Here is a 15305-nt window from a genome sequence, read left to right as displayed (position 1 = left end):
CCAGCCAGGGGGCTCCAGGGTGGGCCGCACGTATAATGATGCGGTCCGTCGCCCGGCGGAGGCCGAGAGCTTGGAGTTCCATGCCCAGCAAAGCTGTGGATCGCGCGCGCGCGATCGCCGACGAGCCGTTCCAGATCGCCGGCACCACGTCGGCCGTCGGCGGCGGCTCGGGCGGCTTCGTCGCCTCCCTCGCCGAGATCCTGCGGCACCGCGAGCTGCTCCGCCTGCTCGTGGGGCGCGAGCTGAAGTCGCGCTACAAGGACAGCAGCCTGGGCTTCGTCTGGAGCCTCGTCCGGCCGCTGATCATGCTCCTCATCTACTACGTGGCGATCGGCCAGATCCTCGGGGCCTCTCGCGGCGTCCCGAACTTCGCGATCTTCGTCTTCTCGGGGCTCACCCTCTGGGGCCTGTTCAGCGAGATCGTGACCGCGGGCACCACGTCGATCCTCGGCAACGGCGGACTGATCAAGAAGGTGTACCTGCCGCGGGAGATCTTCCCGGTGGCGGCCATCGGCTCGGCCCTCTTCAACTTCGGTGTGCAGTTCGTCGTCCTGATCGCGGGAGCCGTCCTCACGGGCTCGCTGATCTTCGGCGTCCAGCTCCTCTACATCGTGCCCGCGCTGGCGATCGTGCTCGTGTACGGCCTCGCGCTGGCCCTGGCCCTCTCGGCCCTCAACGTCTACCTCCGCGACGTCCAGTTCCTCGTCGAGGTCGGGCTGCAGATCTTCTTCTGGCTCTCCCCCATCGTCTACGCGTGGAACTTCGTCGTCGCCGCCTCCACCGGAGCGGGCCACGGCTGGGCCGAGCAGCTCTACCTGATCAACCCGATCTCGAACGCGATCCTCGCCTTCCAGCGCGCGATCTGGGGAGACGGCTCGCGCGTCAGCATCATCGACGGCAACGAGATCGCCCCCCAGGTGTGGCCGCCGGACATGGAGCTGCGCCTTCTCATCGTCCTCGTCGTCGGGCTGGTGTTCGTGTGGATCGGCCACCGGATCTTCCGCCGCCTCGAGGGCAACTTCGCCCAGGAGATCTGATCGTGACCCTCACCAGCAAGCAGGAGTCCGTGCCCGCCTCCTCCGGCACCCCGACCGTCGTCCGGGTGCGCAACGCCTCCAAGCGCTTCGTCATCCGCAAGGACAAGTCGTTCAAGGAGCGGATCGTCAACTTCGGCCGCGGGCGCAAGCACCGCGACGAGTTCTGGGCACTCCGCGACGTCGACCTCGAGATCCCACTGGGCTCGACCGTCGGCCTCATCGGCGCGAACGGATCGGGCAAGAGCACGCTCCTCAAGCTCATCGGCGGCATCGTGCAGCCGACGACCGGCACCGTGGAGCGCCGCGGACGCCTCGCCGCGCTCCTCGAGCTCGGAGCGGGCTTCCACCCCGACCTCACCGGGCGCGAGAACGTCTACCTCAACGGCGCGATCCTCGGACTCTCGCGCAGCGAGCTGGACAGCAAGTTCGACTCGATCGTCGACTTCTCCGAGATCGCCGAGTTCATCGACACCCAGGTCAAGTTCTACTCGTCGGGCATGTACGTGCGGCTCGCCTTCGCTATCGCGATCCACACCGATCCCGACCTGCTGCTGGTCGACGAGGTGCTCGCCGTCGGCGACGAGCCGTTCCAGCGCAAGTGCATGGACCGCATCCGCGCCTTCCAGCGCGCGGGGAAGACCATCGTGCTGGTCACCCACTCGCTCGAGCAGGTCGGCGAGCTCTGCGACCGCACCATCGTCCTCGAGAAGGGCACCGTCGTCTTCGACGGCGAGACCTCCGAGGGACTCCAGGTCCTCCGCGAGAGCTTCGAGGACCGTCGGGCCGCCCGCCAGGAGCGCGAGGCCGAGGCCGCCGAGGCCGCGGACGAGCCCGCCCCCCAGCTCATCGAGATCCTGGGCTGCCGACTGCGCGGCGGATCGATCGAGCACGGCGGCACGGTCGTCCGCAGCGGCGAGACCCTCGAGTTCGACGTCACGGTGCGCACCAGCCGCCCGGTCGACGACTGGAACATCGGCATGGGCATCGACACCCCCCTCGGCCAGCGCGTCTTCGGGACGAACACCGAGCGCATCGGCACGCCGCTGAGCGCGGTCGACGGAGAGATGACGGTCACGTTCACCCTCCCCGACCTGCACCTCGGCGCCGGCAACTACGCCGTGCACGCCTCCTCGGCCACCTTCTCGCAGGGCGAGACCATGCGGATCCCGGTCGCCGCGACCTTCACGGTCGAGCGGGCCTCCGTGCACGACGGCGTCGTCGACATCGACTCCACCGTCCGCCTCAGCAGGCCGTGACCGCGCGGCGCCGCCGCCTCCTGGTCGACGCGACCGCCCTCGCGGCGCCGCGCCTGACCGGGGTCGGCCGCGTCCTGCTCGGCCTGCTGCACGCGCTGGACACCGACGCGACCGCCGCAGAGGTCGAGGTGCTCCTCGTCGTCCCGGCGAGCGAGGCGGGCTCGCTCGGGCGCTTCGGCTTCCGTACGCTGCGCGTCCGACCGGTGCCGCTGCCCCGGCCGGTGTGGAGCGCACTGACCCGAGTGCCCGCGCCGGGGATCGACCTCCTGCTCGGCCGCGGCGCCTACTTCTTCCCGAACTTCCGGAGCTGGCCGCTCGCCCGCTCCCGCTCGATCACCTTCGTGCACGACGTCTGCTTCGCTGTGATGCCCGAGCTCGTTCCGCGCGAGCGCCGAGAGCTGCTGTCGCGGTCCGTGCCCGGGTGGATCCGGCGCAGCGACCTGGTCCTGACCGGCACCCCGTCCTCCGCGGCCGAGGTCGAGAGCGCTCTGGGCGTCGATCCGGCGCGCGTCCGCGTGCTGCCGACCACGATCGACGCCGACCTCTTCCATGCCCGCGGCGAGGAGGAGGTGGCGCGGGTCCGCGCGGAGCACGGGCTCGGGTCCTACCTGCTCTTCGTCGGATCGATCGAGCGCCGCAAGAACCTCGTCACCCTGGTGAACGCGTACCGGCAGGCCGAGCGGCCGGAGAACCACACCCTGCTCCTGGTCGGCGGGGACGGCTGGGACAACGAGGACGTCCACTCCGCCGTCGCCCGCGCGGTCGCCGCAGGAGCCGACGTGCGCTTCGCCTCCTCCTACGTCGCCGACGAGGATCTGCCGGCCCTGCTCACGGGCGCCGACGCCGTCGCCATGCCCTCCTGGCACGAGGGCTTCGGCCTGCCCGCCCTCGAGGCCGTCGCCTGCGGCACTCCGGTGCTCGCGGCAGACATCCCCGGCCTCCGCGACGCGCTCGCCGGGCGGGAGTCCGCCGCCGTCTTCATCGACCCGGCGGACCGCACCGGGTGGTCGGCCGCGATCGGAGAGGCGCTGCGCCGTCCCCGGCGACTCGCACCGGAGCCCATCCCGGGGTGGGACCGCACCGCCCGGCGCCTGCTCGAGCTGGCCTTCGACGACCGCTGATCAGCGCCGGGTCGTGAACAGCAGCCAGCGCCCGGAGGCGGAGGCGACCTCGGGCTCGACGTCCCCCGTCGCCGCCTCGACGTAGGCCCGCCAGCCGTCGGGGTCGTCGGTGTAGCCGGCTGTGTCCACGTAGACGGCGCAGGCGCCGCTGCCCGCCACCGCGTCGGCGAACTCCGCGGGGTCGTCGACGTCGCCCCAGACGTCCCAGCCGTAGGTGCCCTCCACAGCCCCGTAGCTCCAGCGGAGGCGTCCCTCCTCGGTCGCGAGGTAGGGCAGTGCCTCGTCGTAGTCGGAGAGCGCTCCGATCCGCCCGCTGTCGGGGAAGCTCTTCAGGGGGAGCTCCACCACTCCGCAGCCGTCGTCCAGCTGCGCGTCGGCCTCCGACACGAACGAGCGCATCTCGGAGTCGTCGGTCGGAGCGATCGGCACCGCGGCCGATACTCCGGCCAGCTGATCGACCACGGCGACGGCGGCGAGCAGCGCCGCCACGAGGATCCGGACACCGCCACGGGCCGTGATCCGATCGAGCAGGAGCGCGAGCACGCCGAGGACGAGGACCGCGATGACGATCGACATCCGCGCCCACGCACGGATCGTCGGCCCCGCCACCAGCGAGACCACAACGCCCAGGCCCGTCACCGTGTAGAAGAGGAGCGCGGCCAGTGTCGCCACGGCGAGGACGCGCACGCGGGCGTCCGAGAAGAACCGGCCGACCGCGGTCGCACGGAGCGCCCGTCCGCCGCCGAGCGCGGAGATCGGGAGCGCCACGAGCGTGATCAGGAGCGCGACGCTGGCGAGGATCGAGAACCCGGGCGGCTCCGTCGTCGGCGCCACGCCGGACTGGCCCGCGTAGGTGTTGAGCAGGCCGTACCCCTGCGGCAGCCCGGTCCCCGACCAGGGCAGGCCCAGCAGCACGAGCTTGCCGGCGTAGGCCTCCGACTCCCCCACGGTCCGCGACGTGAAGTACGGGCTGTAGCGCTCCCCGAAGTCGAGCGAGAGCAGCAGCAGCGAGAGCCCGACGAACACGCCGAGCGCGAGGATCGGCACCGACGAGACCGCGAGCACGCGCAGCCGCTCGCGGGAGAGGAGCCCGGCGGCCGTGCTCACCGCCCAGGTCGCTCCGAGGACCAGGACCGCGAAGACGTAGTAGTAGCCGCCCGTGCTCGCCACCAGGAGCCCGAGCACGACTCCCGGGACGACGGAGCGCAGTACGCGGCTCCTCCGCGTCGCGCCCCGCTCGGCCCAGGCTCGGAGAGGATCGGTGCGCGGTCCGGCGACCATCAGCACCATCACGCCCAGGAGCGGGATCGCCCAGTAGTTGGCGAGGAACGCGTGGCCGAATCCGATCCGGAGGAAGTGGTACGGCAGCAGCGACAGCAGGACCGCGGAGAACGCCGCGACCCAGGGCCGCGTGCGGAGGGCGCGGAAGAACACGTAGCCGGTGACGGCGACCGTCGCGAACGTGCCCAGGTAGAAGACGTTCAGGAGCGTCGTCCCGTCGCGCACCACGAGGGCCAGGACCGACACGGCGAGGGCGGAGGCGACGTCGAACTGCGCGCTGAAGAAGGCGTTGAACCCGTCGGGGAAGCCGAGCGCCGCGTTGCCGTCGAACGGGAACGCCTGCGTGGCGCTGGTGAAGAGCGTGTAGTGCAGGATCTGGTCGTCGCCGCCCACGGTCCAGCGGGCCGTCAGGTCCTGCGGCCCGATCCCGAGCGCGAGCACGGCGGCGACGACCGAGACGAGGGCGGCGACGAGGGCCCACCCGAGCTCTACGAGCGTCCGGCGCCGCCGACTCGCCGTCCGCGGGCCGCGCACGTCAGTAGCCGCGCTCACGGCGCTGCTCCTCCACGCTGGTCTGGACGATCCGGTTCAGCTCGGTCTCGCCGTCGGTGCCCGCGTAGTCGTAGATGTCGAACCCCCCGCAGGCGACGATATCGGAGGGAGCGCCGAGCGTCCCGCGCGCGAGCCCCGCCCAGTCGGGCGAGCGGTCGGCCAGGACGAAGCTGTACTGCCGGTCGCGGTAGTCGCTCAGGTTGTTCATCCACAGCTGCACCGTGAAGTCGAAGTTGACCTGCTGGACGTGCAGCGAGGCCGGCCCGTAGAGGTCCAGCGGCCGCGTGGACCAGAACGAGCCGACGCCCGCGAGCTCGCGGCCGTCGATCCAGCGCTCCAGGCAGTCGGCGTCCGGGTCCGATCGCGCCTCGGCCGCCGCGGAGGCGACCGCCGTTGTGGCCGGCACGGCGGCGACGACGAGGCCTGCGGCGGCCAGCGGAGCGACGACGCGGACGACCGGCGCCAGCCGCGTGCCCGCAGCACGCCGGTGCGCCGCCGCGGCGCCGATCAGGGCGATCACGACCACGGTCGCGGTCACCGGGATCGGCATCAGGTAGCGGCTGACCGAGCTGCCGGTGAAGACCTGCACCACCAGGAGCACCGCCGTCTGCGCCGGCAGGAACGCGCACACCGCGAAGCGCGCACGGGCCGCCTCGTCGAGGGCGGCTCCCCGCGCCAGTCGGGCGGCACCGGCCACGACGACGGCGAGGGCCGCCAGCAGCAGCAGACCCAGCAGCGCCACCTCGAGCTTGCCGATCAGCGGCGCCTTCAGCACCAGGAACTGCACGATCAGGTCGTCCAGTGCCGTCCCGGCGAGCGGCAGCCGGAGGTACCCGCCGGCGTCGGTCCCGATCAGGAAGCCGAGCGGGACCCGCAGCGCGGCTCCGAGCGCGGCGGCCCCGAGGACCGTGCCCGCGACGATCATCACCGCTCGGGGAGCAGCGAGAGCGAGCACCAGCAGCACGACGAGGACCACCAGCAGGGGGCCGACGAACTGCACCAGGAGGAGCGGATCGGAGAGGGTCGTCGCGGCGACGGCCGCCCCGACCAGGAGCAGCGGACGCGCGGCCGGACGGCGCTCGCGCAGTGCGCCCAGAGCGACGGCGAGCCCGGCGAGGCCTGTGAGCACCGCGCCGTAGTAGTAGGTCGTGAGGAGGAAGGTGGTCGCCAGGGCCCCCTCGTTGTTGAGCGCGCGGCCCTCCGTCAAGCAGAGCACCAGCAGCACGGCGATGCCGGCGAGCGCGGCCGCGGGCCGCAGCCGGCGGTGCCGGTCCGCGACGAGCCGTCGCGCGAGCATCCGGAGCACGCCGTAGAGGAGGACGACGTTGAGCACGGCGTTGACCGCGAGCGCCGCCGCGGGATCGCCACCGGTCAGCAGCCACGCGACGCCGAAGACGGGGAGCTCGGGGAAGAGGAAGAGCTGGCTCGTCATTACCCACGCCGCCGGGCGGCCCTCGGTGAAGGACTGCAGGATCAGCGGCAGCGCCAGCGAGTCGCCGTCGCGGAAGAGCAGCGGCCGCCACGGCGTGCCGACCATGAATCCGAGCACGAGCAGGGTCCCGCTGACGACGACGGCGAGGGCGGCGAGCTCGAGGAGGGCCCTCCGGGTCCGAGGGGATCCCGTCGGACCCGCCGTCACCGGTGCTTCCCGCCGAACCGGATGGCCAGGACGAGCAGGAGGTTCTTCAGGAGGGTGTCGCTCGGGATCTTGGAGTTGCCGACCGTGCGGTCGAGGAAGACGATCGGGATCTCCTTCACTCCGCGGGCCCGGCGCAGCGCCCGGTACTTGAGCACGATCTGGAAGCCGTAGCCGGCTGCGCGGATCGTCTCGAGGTGGAGGGTGCGCAGGAGGTCCGCGCTGAAGAGGTTGAAGCCGCCGGTCCAGTCGGTGATCTTCGAGCCAAGGAAGAGGCGCGTGTAGAGGTTGCCGCCACCGCTCAGCAGCTTGCGGTCGAGCGTCCAGTCGGGAGTGCCCCCGCCCGCGATGTAGCGGGAGGCGACCACGAAGTCGGCGCCCGCGCGCACCTCGCGGAGGAAGGCGTCGATGTAGTCCGGGTCGTGCGAGAGGTCGGCGTCCATCTGCAGCAGGTAGTCGTAGCGGCGCTCGGCCGCGAGGAGGTGCTGGAAGGCCCAGATGTACGCCGCGCCGAGCCCCTCCTTCTTCTCGCGCGACAGCACGAGGACCTCGAAGGTGTCGGATCCGAGCTCGGCCGCGAGCTCGCGCGCGCGGTCCGCGGTGCCGTCGGGGGAGCTGTCGTCGATGACGGCGACGGTCACGTGGAAGTCGGGGTTGCGGGACGCCGCGAGCGCGACCCGCGGCAGCGCCGTCGCGATGTTCGCGACTTCGTTGTAGGTGGGGACGACGACGGCGAGGGAGCGCATGAGGCGGGGAGGATCCGTTCTTCCGGTGCACCGGCTGACCGGTGAGAGCCCTGCGAGTATAACGAGGCGGTGCTCGCGAGCCTCCGAGCGCGCCCCGCGGCCCGCCGCCCCGCCCGCGCAGTCTCTCAGGAACATGGCACCGGCCGTTCGACCGCCCGGCAGGGCTCCGCGGTTACGATGGACGACAGTGCACGGCGGTTCACCCCTTGTTCGCCTGCCCCGATGGACGCCCGTCGGAGCCCGACGGTCGGGCATCGACGCCAGAGGGGGACGGGAAAGAGCACCGCAGATGAAGAGACTCCTCGAATCGCAGAAGGTCCGCTTCCTCATCGCGGGCTGCACCAACACGGCGATCGACTTCCTCATCCTCAACACGCTCGTGCTCCTGCTCGGTCTGCCGACCCTCGTCGCCAACGTCTTCTCCGTCCTGGTCGGCATCACGATCTCGTACGCGCTGAACCACTTCTTCGTCTTCCGCCACCCGGGCAGGGTCTCGGTCGCCACGTTCGCGAAGTTCTTCCTCGTCACCGGGTTCAGCTCGCTGGTCCTGCAGTCGGCGATCATCTACGGCTTCGAGGTCTTCTTCGACACCCGCTTCGGCAACTCGCTGCTCTTCCTCCCCAGCTCCGGCGAGAACGCCTTCCTCGCGATCAACATCGCCAAGGCCGTCGCCGTCCTCGTGGGACTGGTGTGGAACTTCTGCATGTACAAGTTCGTCGTCTTCCGCCGTCCGGCGCACGATGCGCTGCCCGCGATCGAGACGGTCTCCCCCGCCGCCGTGGCCGTCAGCACCGAGCCCGTCGACATCGTCCGCTGAGGGCCGCAGGCTCCCGGGCCCCGCTCGAGCCGCGTGCTAGCCTCGTCGAGTTCTTCCGACGGGGCACTCCTCCCGTCGACGCCGCACCACCCGGAGGCTCCCATCGCCCGCTCGACGTTGCCCATCGCGGTCGTCGTCGTCACCCACTTCTCGGGTGAGGTCCTCCGCGCGTGCCTCGAGTCCGTGCCGGAGGCGACGGAGCACGACGTGCGCATCGTGGTGGTCGACAACCTGACAACGGACGACTCCGTCCGCAGCGTCGTCGAGCGCCTGCCCCACGTCGAGTTTCACGAGACCGGGCAGAACCTCGGCTACGGCCGGGCCGTCAACTACGCGGTCGACCGCCTCGGGCCCGAAGTGGAGTGGATCCTGGTGACCAACCCGGACACGGTCTTCCTCCCCGGCTCGATCGACGCCCTCTACGCCGCCGCGACGGCGGACGACCGGATCGGCTCGATCGGGCCGCGGATCCTCGACTCCGACGGCACGATCTACCCCTCCGCCCGCGCTCTGCCCTCGCTCGGCACGGGCGTCGGGCACGCCGTCTTCGCCCACGTCTGGCCCGGCAACCCGTGGTCGGCGACCTACCGGCGCTCGCGCGCGGTCGAGACCCTCCGCCACGGCCGGATGGAGGCGGGCTGGCTCTCCGGCGCCTGCGTGATGGTGCGCCGCACGGCCTTCGAGGAGATCGGCGGGTTCGACGACCGCTACTTCATGTACTTCGAGGACGTCCAGCTGGGCGACTCGCTCGGACAGCGCGGCTGGACCAACGTCTACCTCGCCGACGCGGTCGTCTCCCACCTCGGCGGGCACTCCACCCGCCTGGCCTCGGCGCGGATGCTCGCGGTTCACCACCGCAGCGCCTACCTCTACCTCGCGCAGAAGTACGGCGCCTGGTATCAGGCGCCGATCCGCGCGGCGGTCCGCGCCGGGCTGGGCGCCCGGGTCGCGCTGATGCGCCTGCGCTCGAAGAGCTGATCCGCTCCGATCGGGCGGGCCGCCCGGCCGGCGCCGGGCGGCCCGCCCACCGGATCGGCGGTCAGGACGCGGAGTCGAGCTCCGTGTAGAAGGCCCGCGCCTCGTCCCAGGTCGGCAGCAGGCCCTGCGCCTCGGCCTCGGCCAGCGTCGGTGCGTCGGTGTCCTTCGGCGAGAGGAGCAGCTCGCCGGCCTCCTCCGGGAAGCGCAGGCCGATCTGCTCGTCGAGCGGGTCGATCCCCTTCTCCCGCACCGGGTCGAAGGTGGCGTTCACGAGGTACGAGACCACGGCGCCCTCGGTCAGCGCCACGAAGGCGTGCGCGACGCCCTCGGCGATGTAGACGGAGCGGCGGTCGACGTCGTCGAGCAGGATCGACTCCCAGCGCCCGAAGGTCGGCGACCCGACGCGCACGTCGATCACGTAGTCGAGGACCGCGCCGGAGAAGCACGAGACGTACTTGGCCTGCGACGGCGGGATCTGCGCGAAGTGGATGCCGCGGACGGTGCCGCGCCGCGAGACGGAGGTGTTGCCCTGCCGCAGCGAGAGCGGGTGCCCGACCTTCTCGGCCAGGCGGTCGAAGCGGTAGAACTCGTAGAAGACCCCGCGATCGTCGGGGAACTGGCGCGGAGTCACTTCGTAGACGTCGGGGATGTCGAGCTCTCGGATCTGCACGGTCGCCAGTGTAACGACGGCGTGTCACGGGCCCGCGACGCCCCTCTGCGCCACCCGGCGGCGTGCCGGAGCGCCGACCGTCGGCCGACGGACCGCTCGGGCATGATGAGGAGGTGACCTTCCTCCTCACGGGCGCCTCCGGCATGCTCGGCACCGACCTGCGCGCGGCCCTCGGCTCCCGCCCCAGCACCGCCCTCGGCCGCTCCGACCTCGACGTGACCGACCTCGACGCCGTGCGCGCCGCCGTCGCGGGACACGACGCCGTGGTGAACTGCGCCGCGTACACCCGCGTCGACGACGCCGAGACCGACGAGGAGGAGGCGCACCGCGTCAACGCCGTCGGAGCGCGCAACCTCGCCCTCGCCACCGCCGAGAAGGGAGCCGCACTCGTGCAGGTCTCCACCGACTACGTCTTCGACGGCTCCGCGACGACCCCCTACTCCGAGGACCACCCCCGGAACCCGATCTCGGCCTACGGCCGCACGAAGGCCGAGGGCGAGCGCCTGGTGCTCGAGGCCAACCCGGAGCGCGGGTACGTCGTCCGCACGGCCTGGCTCTACGGCGAGCACGGCGGCAACTTCGCTAAGACGATGGTGCGACTGGCGGGCGCGCACGAGACGCTGACCGTGGTCGACGACCAGCACGGCCAGCCCACCTGGACCGCCGACCTCGCCGCGCGCCTGATCGAGCTGGTCGACGCGGAGGCCCCGGCCGGCGTCTACCACGGCACCAGCTCCGGCGAGACGACCTGGCTCGGCTTCGCCCGTGCCGTCTTCGCCAAGGCGGGCCTGGATCCCGAGCGCCTGCGCCCGACCGACAGCGGCTCGTTCGTCCGCCCCGCTCCGCGTCCGGCCTACTCGGTCCTCGGACACGACGGCTGGAGGCGGGCGGGCCTGCCGCCGCTGCGCTCCTGGCAGGACGCGCTCGCCGCCGCACCCCTCGAGGCGGTGACCCCGTGACCACCACTCTCCGCGTCGTCGTCGACCAGATGCTCGCCCGCGTGCCCGGCGGCATCGGCCGCTACACCGAGGAGCTCACCCGCGAGCTGATCGCGACGGCTCCCCGCGACTGCGAGGTGGAGGCCGTCGTCTCCGCCCACCCGCCCGAGAAGGAGGAGGAGCTGCGCCTGCGCCTGCCCGGCCTCGCGCGCATCCACCGGCTGCCGCTCGGGCGCCGCGAGCTCTCGCGCGCCTGGCAGTACGGGATCGCCATCCCGGCCGGCGGCGGCATGATCCACGCCCCGAGCCTCTTCGCCCCGTTGCGCAGCCACGACGGGAGCGAGGGCGAGCAGATCGCCGTCACGGTCCACGACACGGTGCCGTGGACGCATCCCGAGACCCTCACCCCGCACGGCGCGAAGTGGCACCGGGCGATGGCGAAGCGCGCCCGCAAGCACGCGGACGCCGTCGTCGTCCCCACCCACGCCGTCGCCCACCAGCTCTCCCAGCTGATGGACTTCGGCGATCGACTGCGCGTGATCGGCGGAGCCGTCGGCTCCGGCCTGGTCGTCCCGGAGGACGCCGACGAGCGCGCCACGGCGCTGGGCCTCCCCCCGGAGTACGTGCTGAGCGTCGGCACGCTGGAGCCGCGCAAGGGCCTGGTCTCGCTGATCGCGGCCTTCGGAGGAGCGTCCGCCCCGGCGATCCCGCTGCTCCTGGTCGGCCCGACCGGCTGGGGCGACCTGGACGTGGCCTCCGTCGCCGACGAGCAGGGCCTCGACGAGACGCGCGTGCGCGCCCTGGGAGTCCTCAGCGACGCCGACCTCGCCGTCGTCCTCTCGCGGGCCACCCTCTTCGTCTACCCGAGCATCGCCGAGGGCTTCGGCCTGCCCGTGCTCGAGGCGATGCACTTCGGAGTGCCGGTGGTGCACTCCGACGACCCCGCGCTGATGGAGGTCGCCGCGGACGCCGGCGTCGCCGTCGAGCGCGGCGACGCGAAGGACTACCCGGACCGCCTCGCCCTCGCCATGAGCAGCGTGCTCGCCGACACCGGTCTGCGCGAGCGGATGTCGGTGGCCGGCCGCGACCGCTCCCGAGCCTTCAGCTGGCGCGACTCCGCCGAGCGCGTCTGGGCCCTGCACGCCGACCTCTGAGGCGTGCGGCACCCGGCCGTCTACGGCGCGGAGTCGCCCGACAGTCCGGCACTCACCAGCGAGTGCACGACGTCGTAGTCCGGGTCCTCCGGGTCGACGGCCGGCGGGACCAGCTCGATCGGATCCACCGGCTGCGACTTCGTCTTGAGCCCCAGCTGCACGAAGTAGCCGAGCATCCCCTGCGGGACGTCCGTCTTGATGACCTGGGACCCGGCGGACGCGACGTCCTGGAACTTGGCGAGGACGTTGCCCGGCTCGAACTGGGCGAGCAGCGCCTCCTGCACCTGCCGCTGGCGCGCCATCCGGTCGTAGTCGCTCGTGGTGTAGCGCGAGCGGGCGTAGGCGAGGGCCTGCTCGCCGTTGAAGTGCCAGTGCCCGGGATCGATCCACTGGTTGACGCCCTGCATCACGCCGTCGGAGTCGGGCAGCCCGCCCAGGGGCAGCGGCTCGTCGGCCACGTAGTCGATGTCGATGCCGCCGAGCGCGTCGATCAGCTGGGCGAAGCCCTCCATGTCGATCAGCGCGTAGTACTGGATCCTCAGGTCGAGGATGCCCTCGACCGCGTCGCGCATCGCCTCGATGCCGGGCTCGCTGCCGTGGTCGACGGCGTCGGGGTAGAGCTCCGGGTGCTTCAGCTCGACCTCGGTGTAGACCGAGTTGAGCTTGCAGACGTCGACGGCGCAGTTGTCGGTGTCGTAGCCGTCGGGGTAGAGCTCGTGCATCGGGCTGGTCTCGGGGAACGGGAAGTCGACGAACTCGCGCGAGACGCCGATGATCGAGGCCTTGCCGCTCGACGCGTCGATGCTGACCACCGAGATGCTGTCGGGGCGCAGACCGTCGCGGTCCTCCCCCGCGTCGCCGCCGAGGAGCATCACGTTGTAGCGGCCGTCGATCGGCTGCTCGATCGCTCCGCCGCCGAAGATCGACGACAGCGTCCCCCGGGTCACGCCGAGCAGGTAGGTGCCGTAGGCGGTGGTGCCGACCGAGACCGCCATCAGCGCGATCGTCGCGAACGCGAGCACGCCGCGCATCCGCGGGCGCACCCGGACGACGCGGATCAGGCGGAGGGTGTCGAGCGTCAGCACGGCCCAGACCACCCCGTAGACGACGAGCGCGGCCTGGAGCGCGAGCATCGAGAGGTCGAAGGTCGCGAGCGTGTAGAGGCCGGTCGGGAAGACGAAGTAGAGGAGCACCGCGACCAGGAGGGCGACCCAGAGCCCGAGGGTGAAGCCGAGCCCCAGGCGCCCGAGCCGGCGGTTGCCCGCCAGGACCTGAGCGGACCCGGGCACCAGCAGGTTGACGATCAGCAGCCACCACGCCCGCCGCGTCATGAAGGCGCGGGAGGCGACGTCCGGGTGCCGCAGCGGCAGGGCGACGGCCGTCACAGGCCCGCCACCAGGGCGTCGTTCTTCGCGGCGACCTGCACCTCGAGGTCGGCGGCGAAGGCGTCGAGCGCTGCGGAGAGGGCGTCGTCCGCGGTCGCGAGGATCTTCACCGCGAGCAGTCCGGCGTTCCGCGCTCCGCCGATGGAGACGGTGGCGACGGGGACGCCCGCGGGCATCTGCACGATCGAGAGGAGGGAGTCGAGCCCGTCGAGGCGGGCGAGCGGGACCGGTACTCCGACGACGGGGAGCGAGGTCACGGCGGCGAGCATGCCGGGGAGGTGGGCGGCTCCGCCCGCCCCGGCGATGACGACCTTCAGGCCGCGGCCGCGGGCCTCGCGTCCGTACGCGATCATCGCCTCCGGGGTGCGGTGCGCGGAGACGACCCGGACCTCGTGCGCCACGCCGAACTCGGCGAGGACGGTGGACGCCGCCTGCATGACGGACCAGTCCGAGTCCGAGCCCATCACGACGCCGACGAGCGGCGCGGGCCCGTTCACGAGCGCGTCCGCGCTCACGAGAGGGCTCCGGCAGGGGTCGGGGAGGTCGGCAGGCTCGTCACGGCGACCATCGTACGGGTCAGTCCGTGAGAACGGCCGCCGCCGCGCGAGCCTCGTAGACCACGAGGTCGAGGTCGTCGCCGCCGGCGTTCACGTGCCCGACCTTGCGGCCCGGTCGCGGCTCCTTGCCGTAGTTGTGCACCTTCACACCCGGGTGATCGGCGAGCACCCGCGGGTAGCGGTCGGTCAGCGACTCCCCCACCGGGCCGCCGAGCACGTTGACCATCACGGTCCACGGGTCGCGGCAGCCCGTCGCGCCGAGCGGCAGGTCGAGGACCGCGCGCAGGTGCTGCTCGAACTGCGACGTGGTCGATCCGTCCATCGTCCAGTGGCCGCTGTTGTGCGGGCGCATGGCCAGCTCGTTGACCAGGATCCGGTCGTCCGTCGTCTCGAACAGCTCGACGGCCAGGACGCCGGTGACCCCGAGGCTGTCGGCGATCGTCTGCGCGATCTCGGCCGCGGCTGATGCGAGCCGGCCGGCGGACGCGGGGGCCGGAGCGATCACCTCGGCGCAGACGCCGTCGCGCTGCACCGACTCCACCACCGGCCAGAGGATGCTCTCGCCGGAGGGACGCCGGGCGACGAGCTGCGCGAGCTCGCGGCGGAAGCCCACCAGCTCCTCGACCAGGAGCGAGCCGCCCCGGCCGTCCTCGGCGAGGGCGGTGAACCAGTCGTCCGCCTCGTGGGCGCCGCGCACCACGCGCACGCCCTTGCCGTCGTAGCCGCCGCGCGCGGTCTTCACCACGGCGCTGCCGCCGTGCTCGGCCAGGAACTCCCCCAGCTCCTCGGCGGAGGAGACCTGGGCCCACTCGGGCACGGGCACGCCGAGCTCGGTCAGGCGGCGCCGCATCATCAGCTTGTCCTGGGCGAACATCAGGGCGTCGGGGCCGGGGTGCACGGCGACGCCGCGGGCGATGAGCTCGCGGAGGATCGGCTGGGGAACGTGCTCGTGGTCGAACGTCACCACGTCCACGGTCTCGGCGAAGGCGAGCACGGTCGCCTCGTCGCGGTAGTCGCCGACCCGTGTCGCGGCGAGCCCCGCCGGGGCGCCCTCGCTCTCGGCGAGCACGGCGATCTCGATGCCGAGCTCCACCGCCGCGGGGATCATCATCCGGGCGAGCTGGCCGCCCCCGATCACGCCGACGCGCATGGCGCTCCTCCGTCTCCGCCCGCTGGC

The 15305-nt window shown here is 72.2% G+C and carries 14 protein-coding genes; 7 read left to right on the top strand and 7 right to left on the bottom strand.

The window, feature by feature from the left end:
* Positions 1 to 80 precede the first annotated feature (80 nt).
* The 3 genes from C5C50_RS00140 to C5C50_RS00130 are packed head-to-tail and all read left to right on the top strand — an operon-like array spanning position 81 to position 3414.
* Positions 81 to 1037 carry an ABC transporter permease gene (locus C5C50_RS00140; protein ID WP_104223153.1) on the top strand — a complete coding sequence of 319 codons (957 nt, stop codon included), beginning with the start codon at positions 81 to 83 and terminating at the stop codon, positions 1035 to 1037.
* A 2-nt stretch (positions 1038 to 1039) separates the two neighbouring features.
* Entirely contained in the window at positions 1040 to 2293 is a 1254-nt protein-coding gene (locus C5C50_RS00135) for an ABC transporter ATP-binding protein (protein WP_244229465.1), read from the top strand.
* A complete protein-coding gene (locus tag C5C50_RS00130) occupies positions 2290 to 3414 on the top strand; it encodes a glycosyltransferase family 1 protein (protein ID WP_104272576.1) in 1125 nt (374 codons plus the stop codon). The genes C5C50_RS00135 and C5C50_RS00130 overlap by 4 nt, the downstream gene beginning before the upstream one ends.
* Here the strand turns inward: C5C50_RS00130 and C5C50_RS00125 are convergent, their stop codons facing one another.
* Genes C5C50_RS00125 through C5C50_RS00115 form a run of 3 tightly spaced genes read right to left on the bottom strand, consistent with a single transcriptional unit; the run spans position 3415 to position 7629 of the window.
* Positions 3415 to 5247 carry a hypothetical protein gene (locus C5C50_RS00125; protein ID WP_146084946.1) on the bottom strand — a complete coding sequence of 611 codons (1833 nt, stop codon included), beginning with the start codon at positions 5245 to 5247 and terminating at the stop codon, positions 3415 to 3417.
* Positions 5231 to 6886, bottom strand: a complete 1656-nt coding sequence (locus C5C50_RS00120; RefSeq protein WP_104272574.1) for a hypothetical protein — start codon at positions 6884 to 6886, stop codon at positions 5231 to 5233. Before C5C50_RS00120 ends, C5C50_RS00125 begins: the two co-directional genes overlap by 17 nt.
* A complete protein-coding gene (locus tag C5C50_RS00115) occupies positions 6883 to 7629 on the bottom strand; it encodes a polyprenol monophosphomannose synthase (RefSeq protein ID WP_104223157.1) in 747 nt (248 codons plus the stop codon). Before C5C50_RS00115 ends, C5C50_RS00120 begins: the two co-directional genes overlap by 4 nt.
* A gap of 289 nt (positions 7630 to 7918) precedes the next feature.
* Between C5C50_RS00115 and C5C50_RS00110 the strand changes: the two genes are divergently transcribed.
* Entirely contained in the window at positions 7919 to 8446 is a 528-nt protein-coding gene (locus tag C5C50_RS00110; protein ID WP_104223158.1) for a GtrA family protein, read from the top strand.
* A gap of 117 nt (positions 8447 to 8563) precedes the next feature.
* A complete protein-coding gene (locus C5C50_RS00105) occupies positions 8564 to 9424 on the top strand; it encodes a glycosyltransferase family 2 protein (protein ID WP_258061235.1) in 861 nt (286 codons plus the stop codon).
* Between the two features lie 61 nt (positions 9425 to 9485).
* Here C5C50_RS00105 and C5C50_RS00100 read toward each other — a convergent pair whose 3' ends face one another.
* On the bottom strand, positions 9486 to 10094 hold the full coding sequence (locus C5C50_RS00100; RefSeq protein ID WP_104232821.1) for a dTDP-4-dehydrorhamnose 3,5-epimerase family protein: 609 nt from the start codon (positions 10092 to 10094) through the stop codon (positions 9486 to 9488).
* 113 nt (positions 10095 to 10207) lie between these two features.
* Between C5C50_RS00100 and rfbD the strand changes: the two genes are divergently transcribed.
* Entirely contained in the window at positions 10208 to 11053 is an 846-nt protein-coding gene (gene rfbD / locus C5C50_RS00095) for a dTDP-4-dehydrorhamnose reductase (RefSeq protein ID WP_104272573.1), read from the top strand.
* On the top strand, positions 11050 to 12186 hold the full coding sequence (locus C5C50_RS00090; protein ID WP_258067578.1) for a glycosyltransferase family 1 protein: 1137 nt from the start codon (positions 11050 to 11052) through the stop codon (positions 12184 to 12186). The genes rfbD and C5C50_RS00090 overlap by 4 nt, the downstream gene beginning before the upstream one ends.
* A 20-nt stretch (positions 12187 to 12206) precedes the next feature.
* On the opposite strand, the gene C5C50_RS00085 is transcribed toward C5C50_RS00090, so the two are convergent.
* The 3 genes from C5C50_RS00085 to C5C50_RS00075 form a co-directional block, all read right to left on the bottom strand.
* Positions 12207 to 13571: an LCP family protein gene (locus tag C5C50_RS00085; protein WP_258062765.1), complete on the bottom strand. Its 1365-nt coding sequence runs from the start codon at positions 13569 to 13571 to the stop codon at positions 12207 to 12209.
* Complete coding sequence (gene purE, locus C5C50_RS00080) at positions 13568 to 14035, bottom strand: 5-(carboxyamino)imidazole ribonucleotide mutase (protein ID WP_104225651.1); 468 nt, start codon at positions 14033 to 14035, stop codon at positions 13568 to 13570. The genes C5C50_RS00085 and purE overlap by 4 nt, the downstream gene beginning before the upstream one ends.
* A 112-nt stretch (positions 14036 to 14147) precedes the next feature.
* Entirely contained in the window at positions 14148 to 15278 is a 1131-nt protein-coding gene (locus tag C5C50_RS00075) for a 5-(carboxyamino)imidazole ribonucleotide synthase (protein ID WP_104272572.1), read from the bottom strand.
* Between the last annotated feature and the right edge of the window lie 27 nt (positions 15279 to 15305).

Source organism: Rathayibacter sp. AY1D9 (assembly GCF_002932395.1).
In the GTDB taxonomy this organism is placed as follows: Bacteria; Actinomycetota; Actinomycetes; order Actinomycetales; family Microbacteriaceae; genus Rathayibacter.
This window is presented reverse-complemented; position numbering and strand designations above follow the sequence as displayed.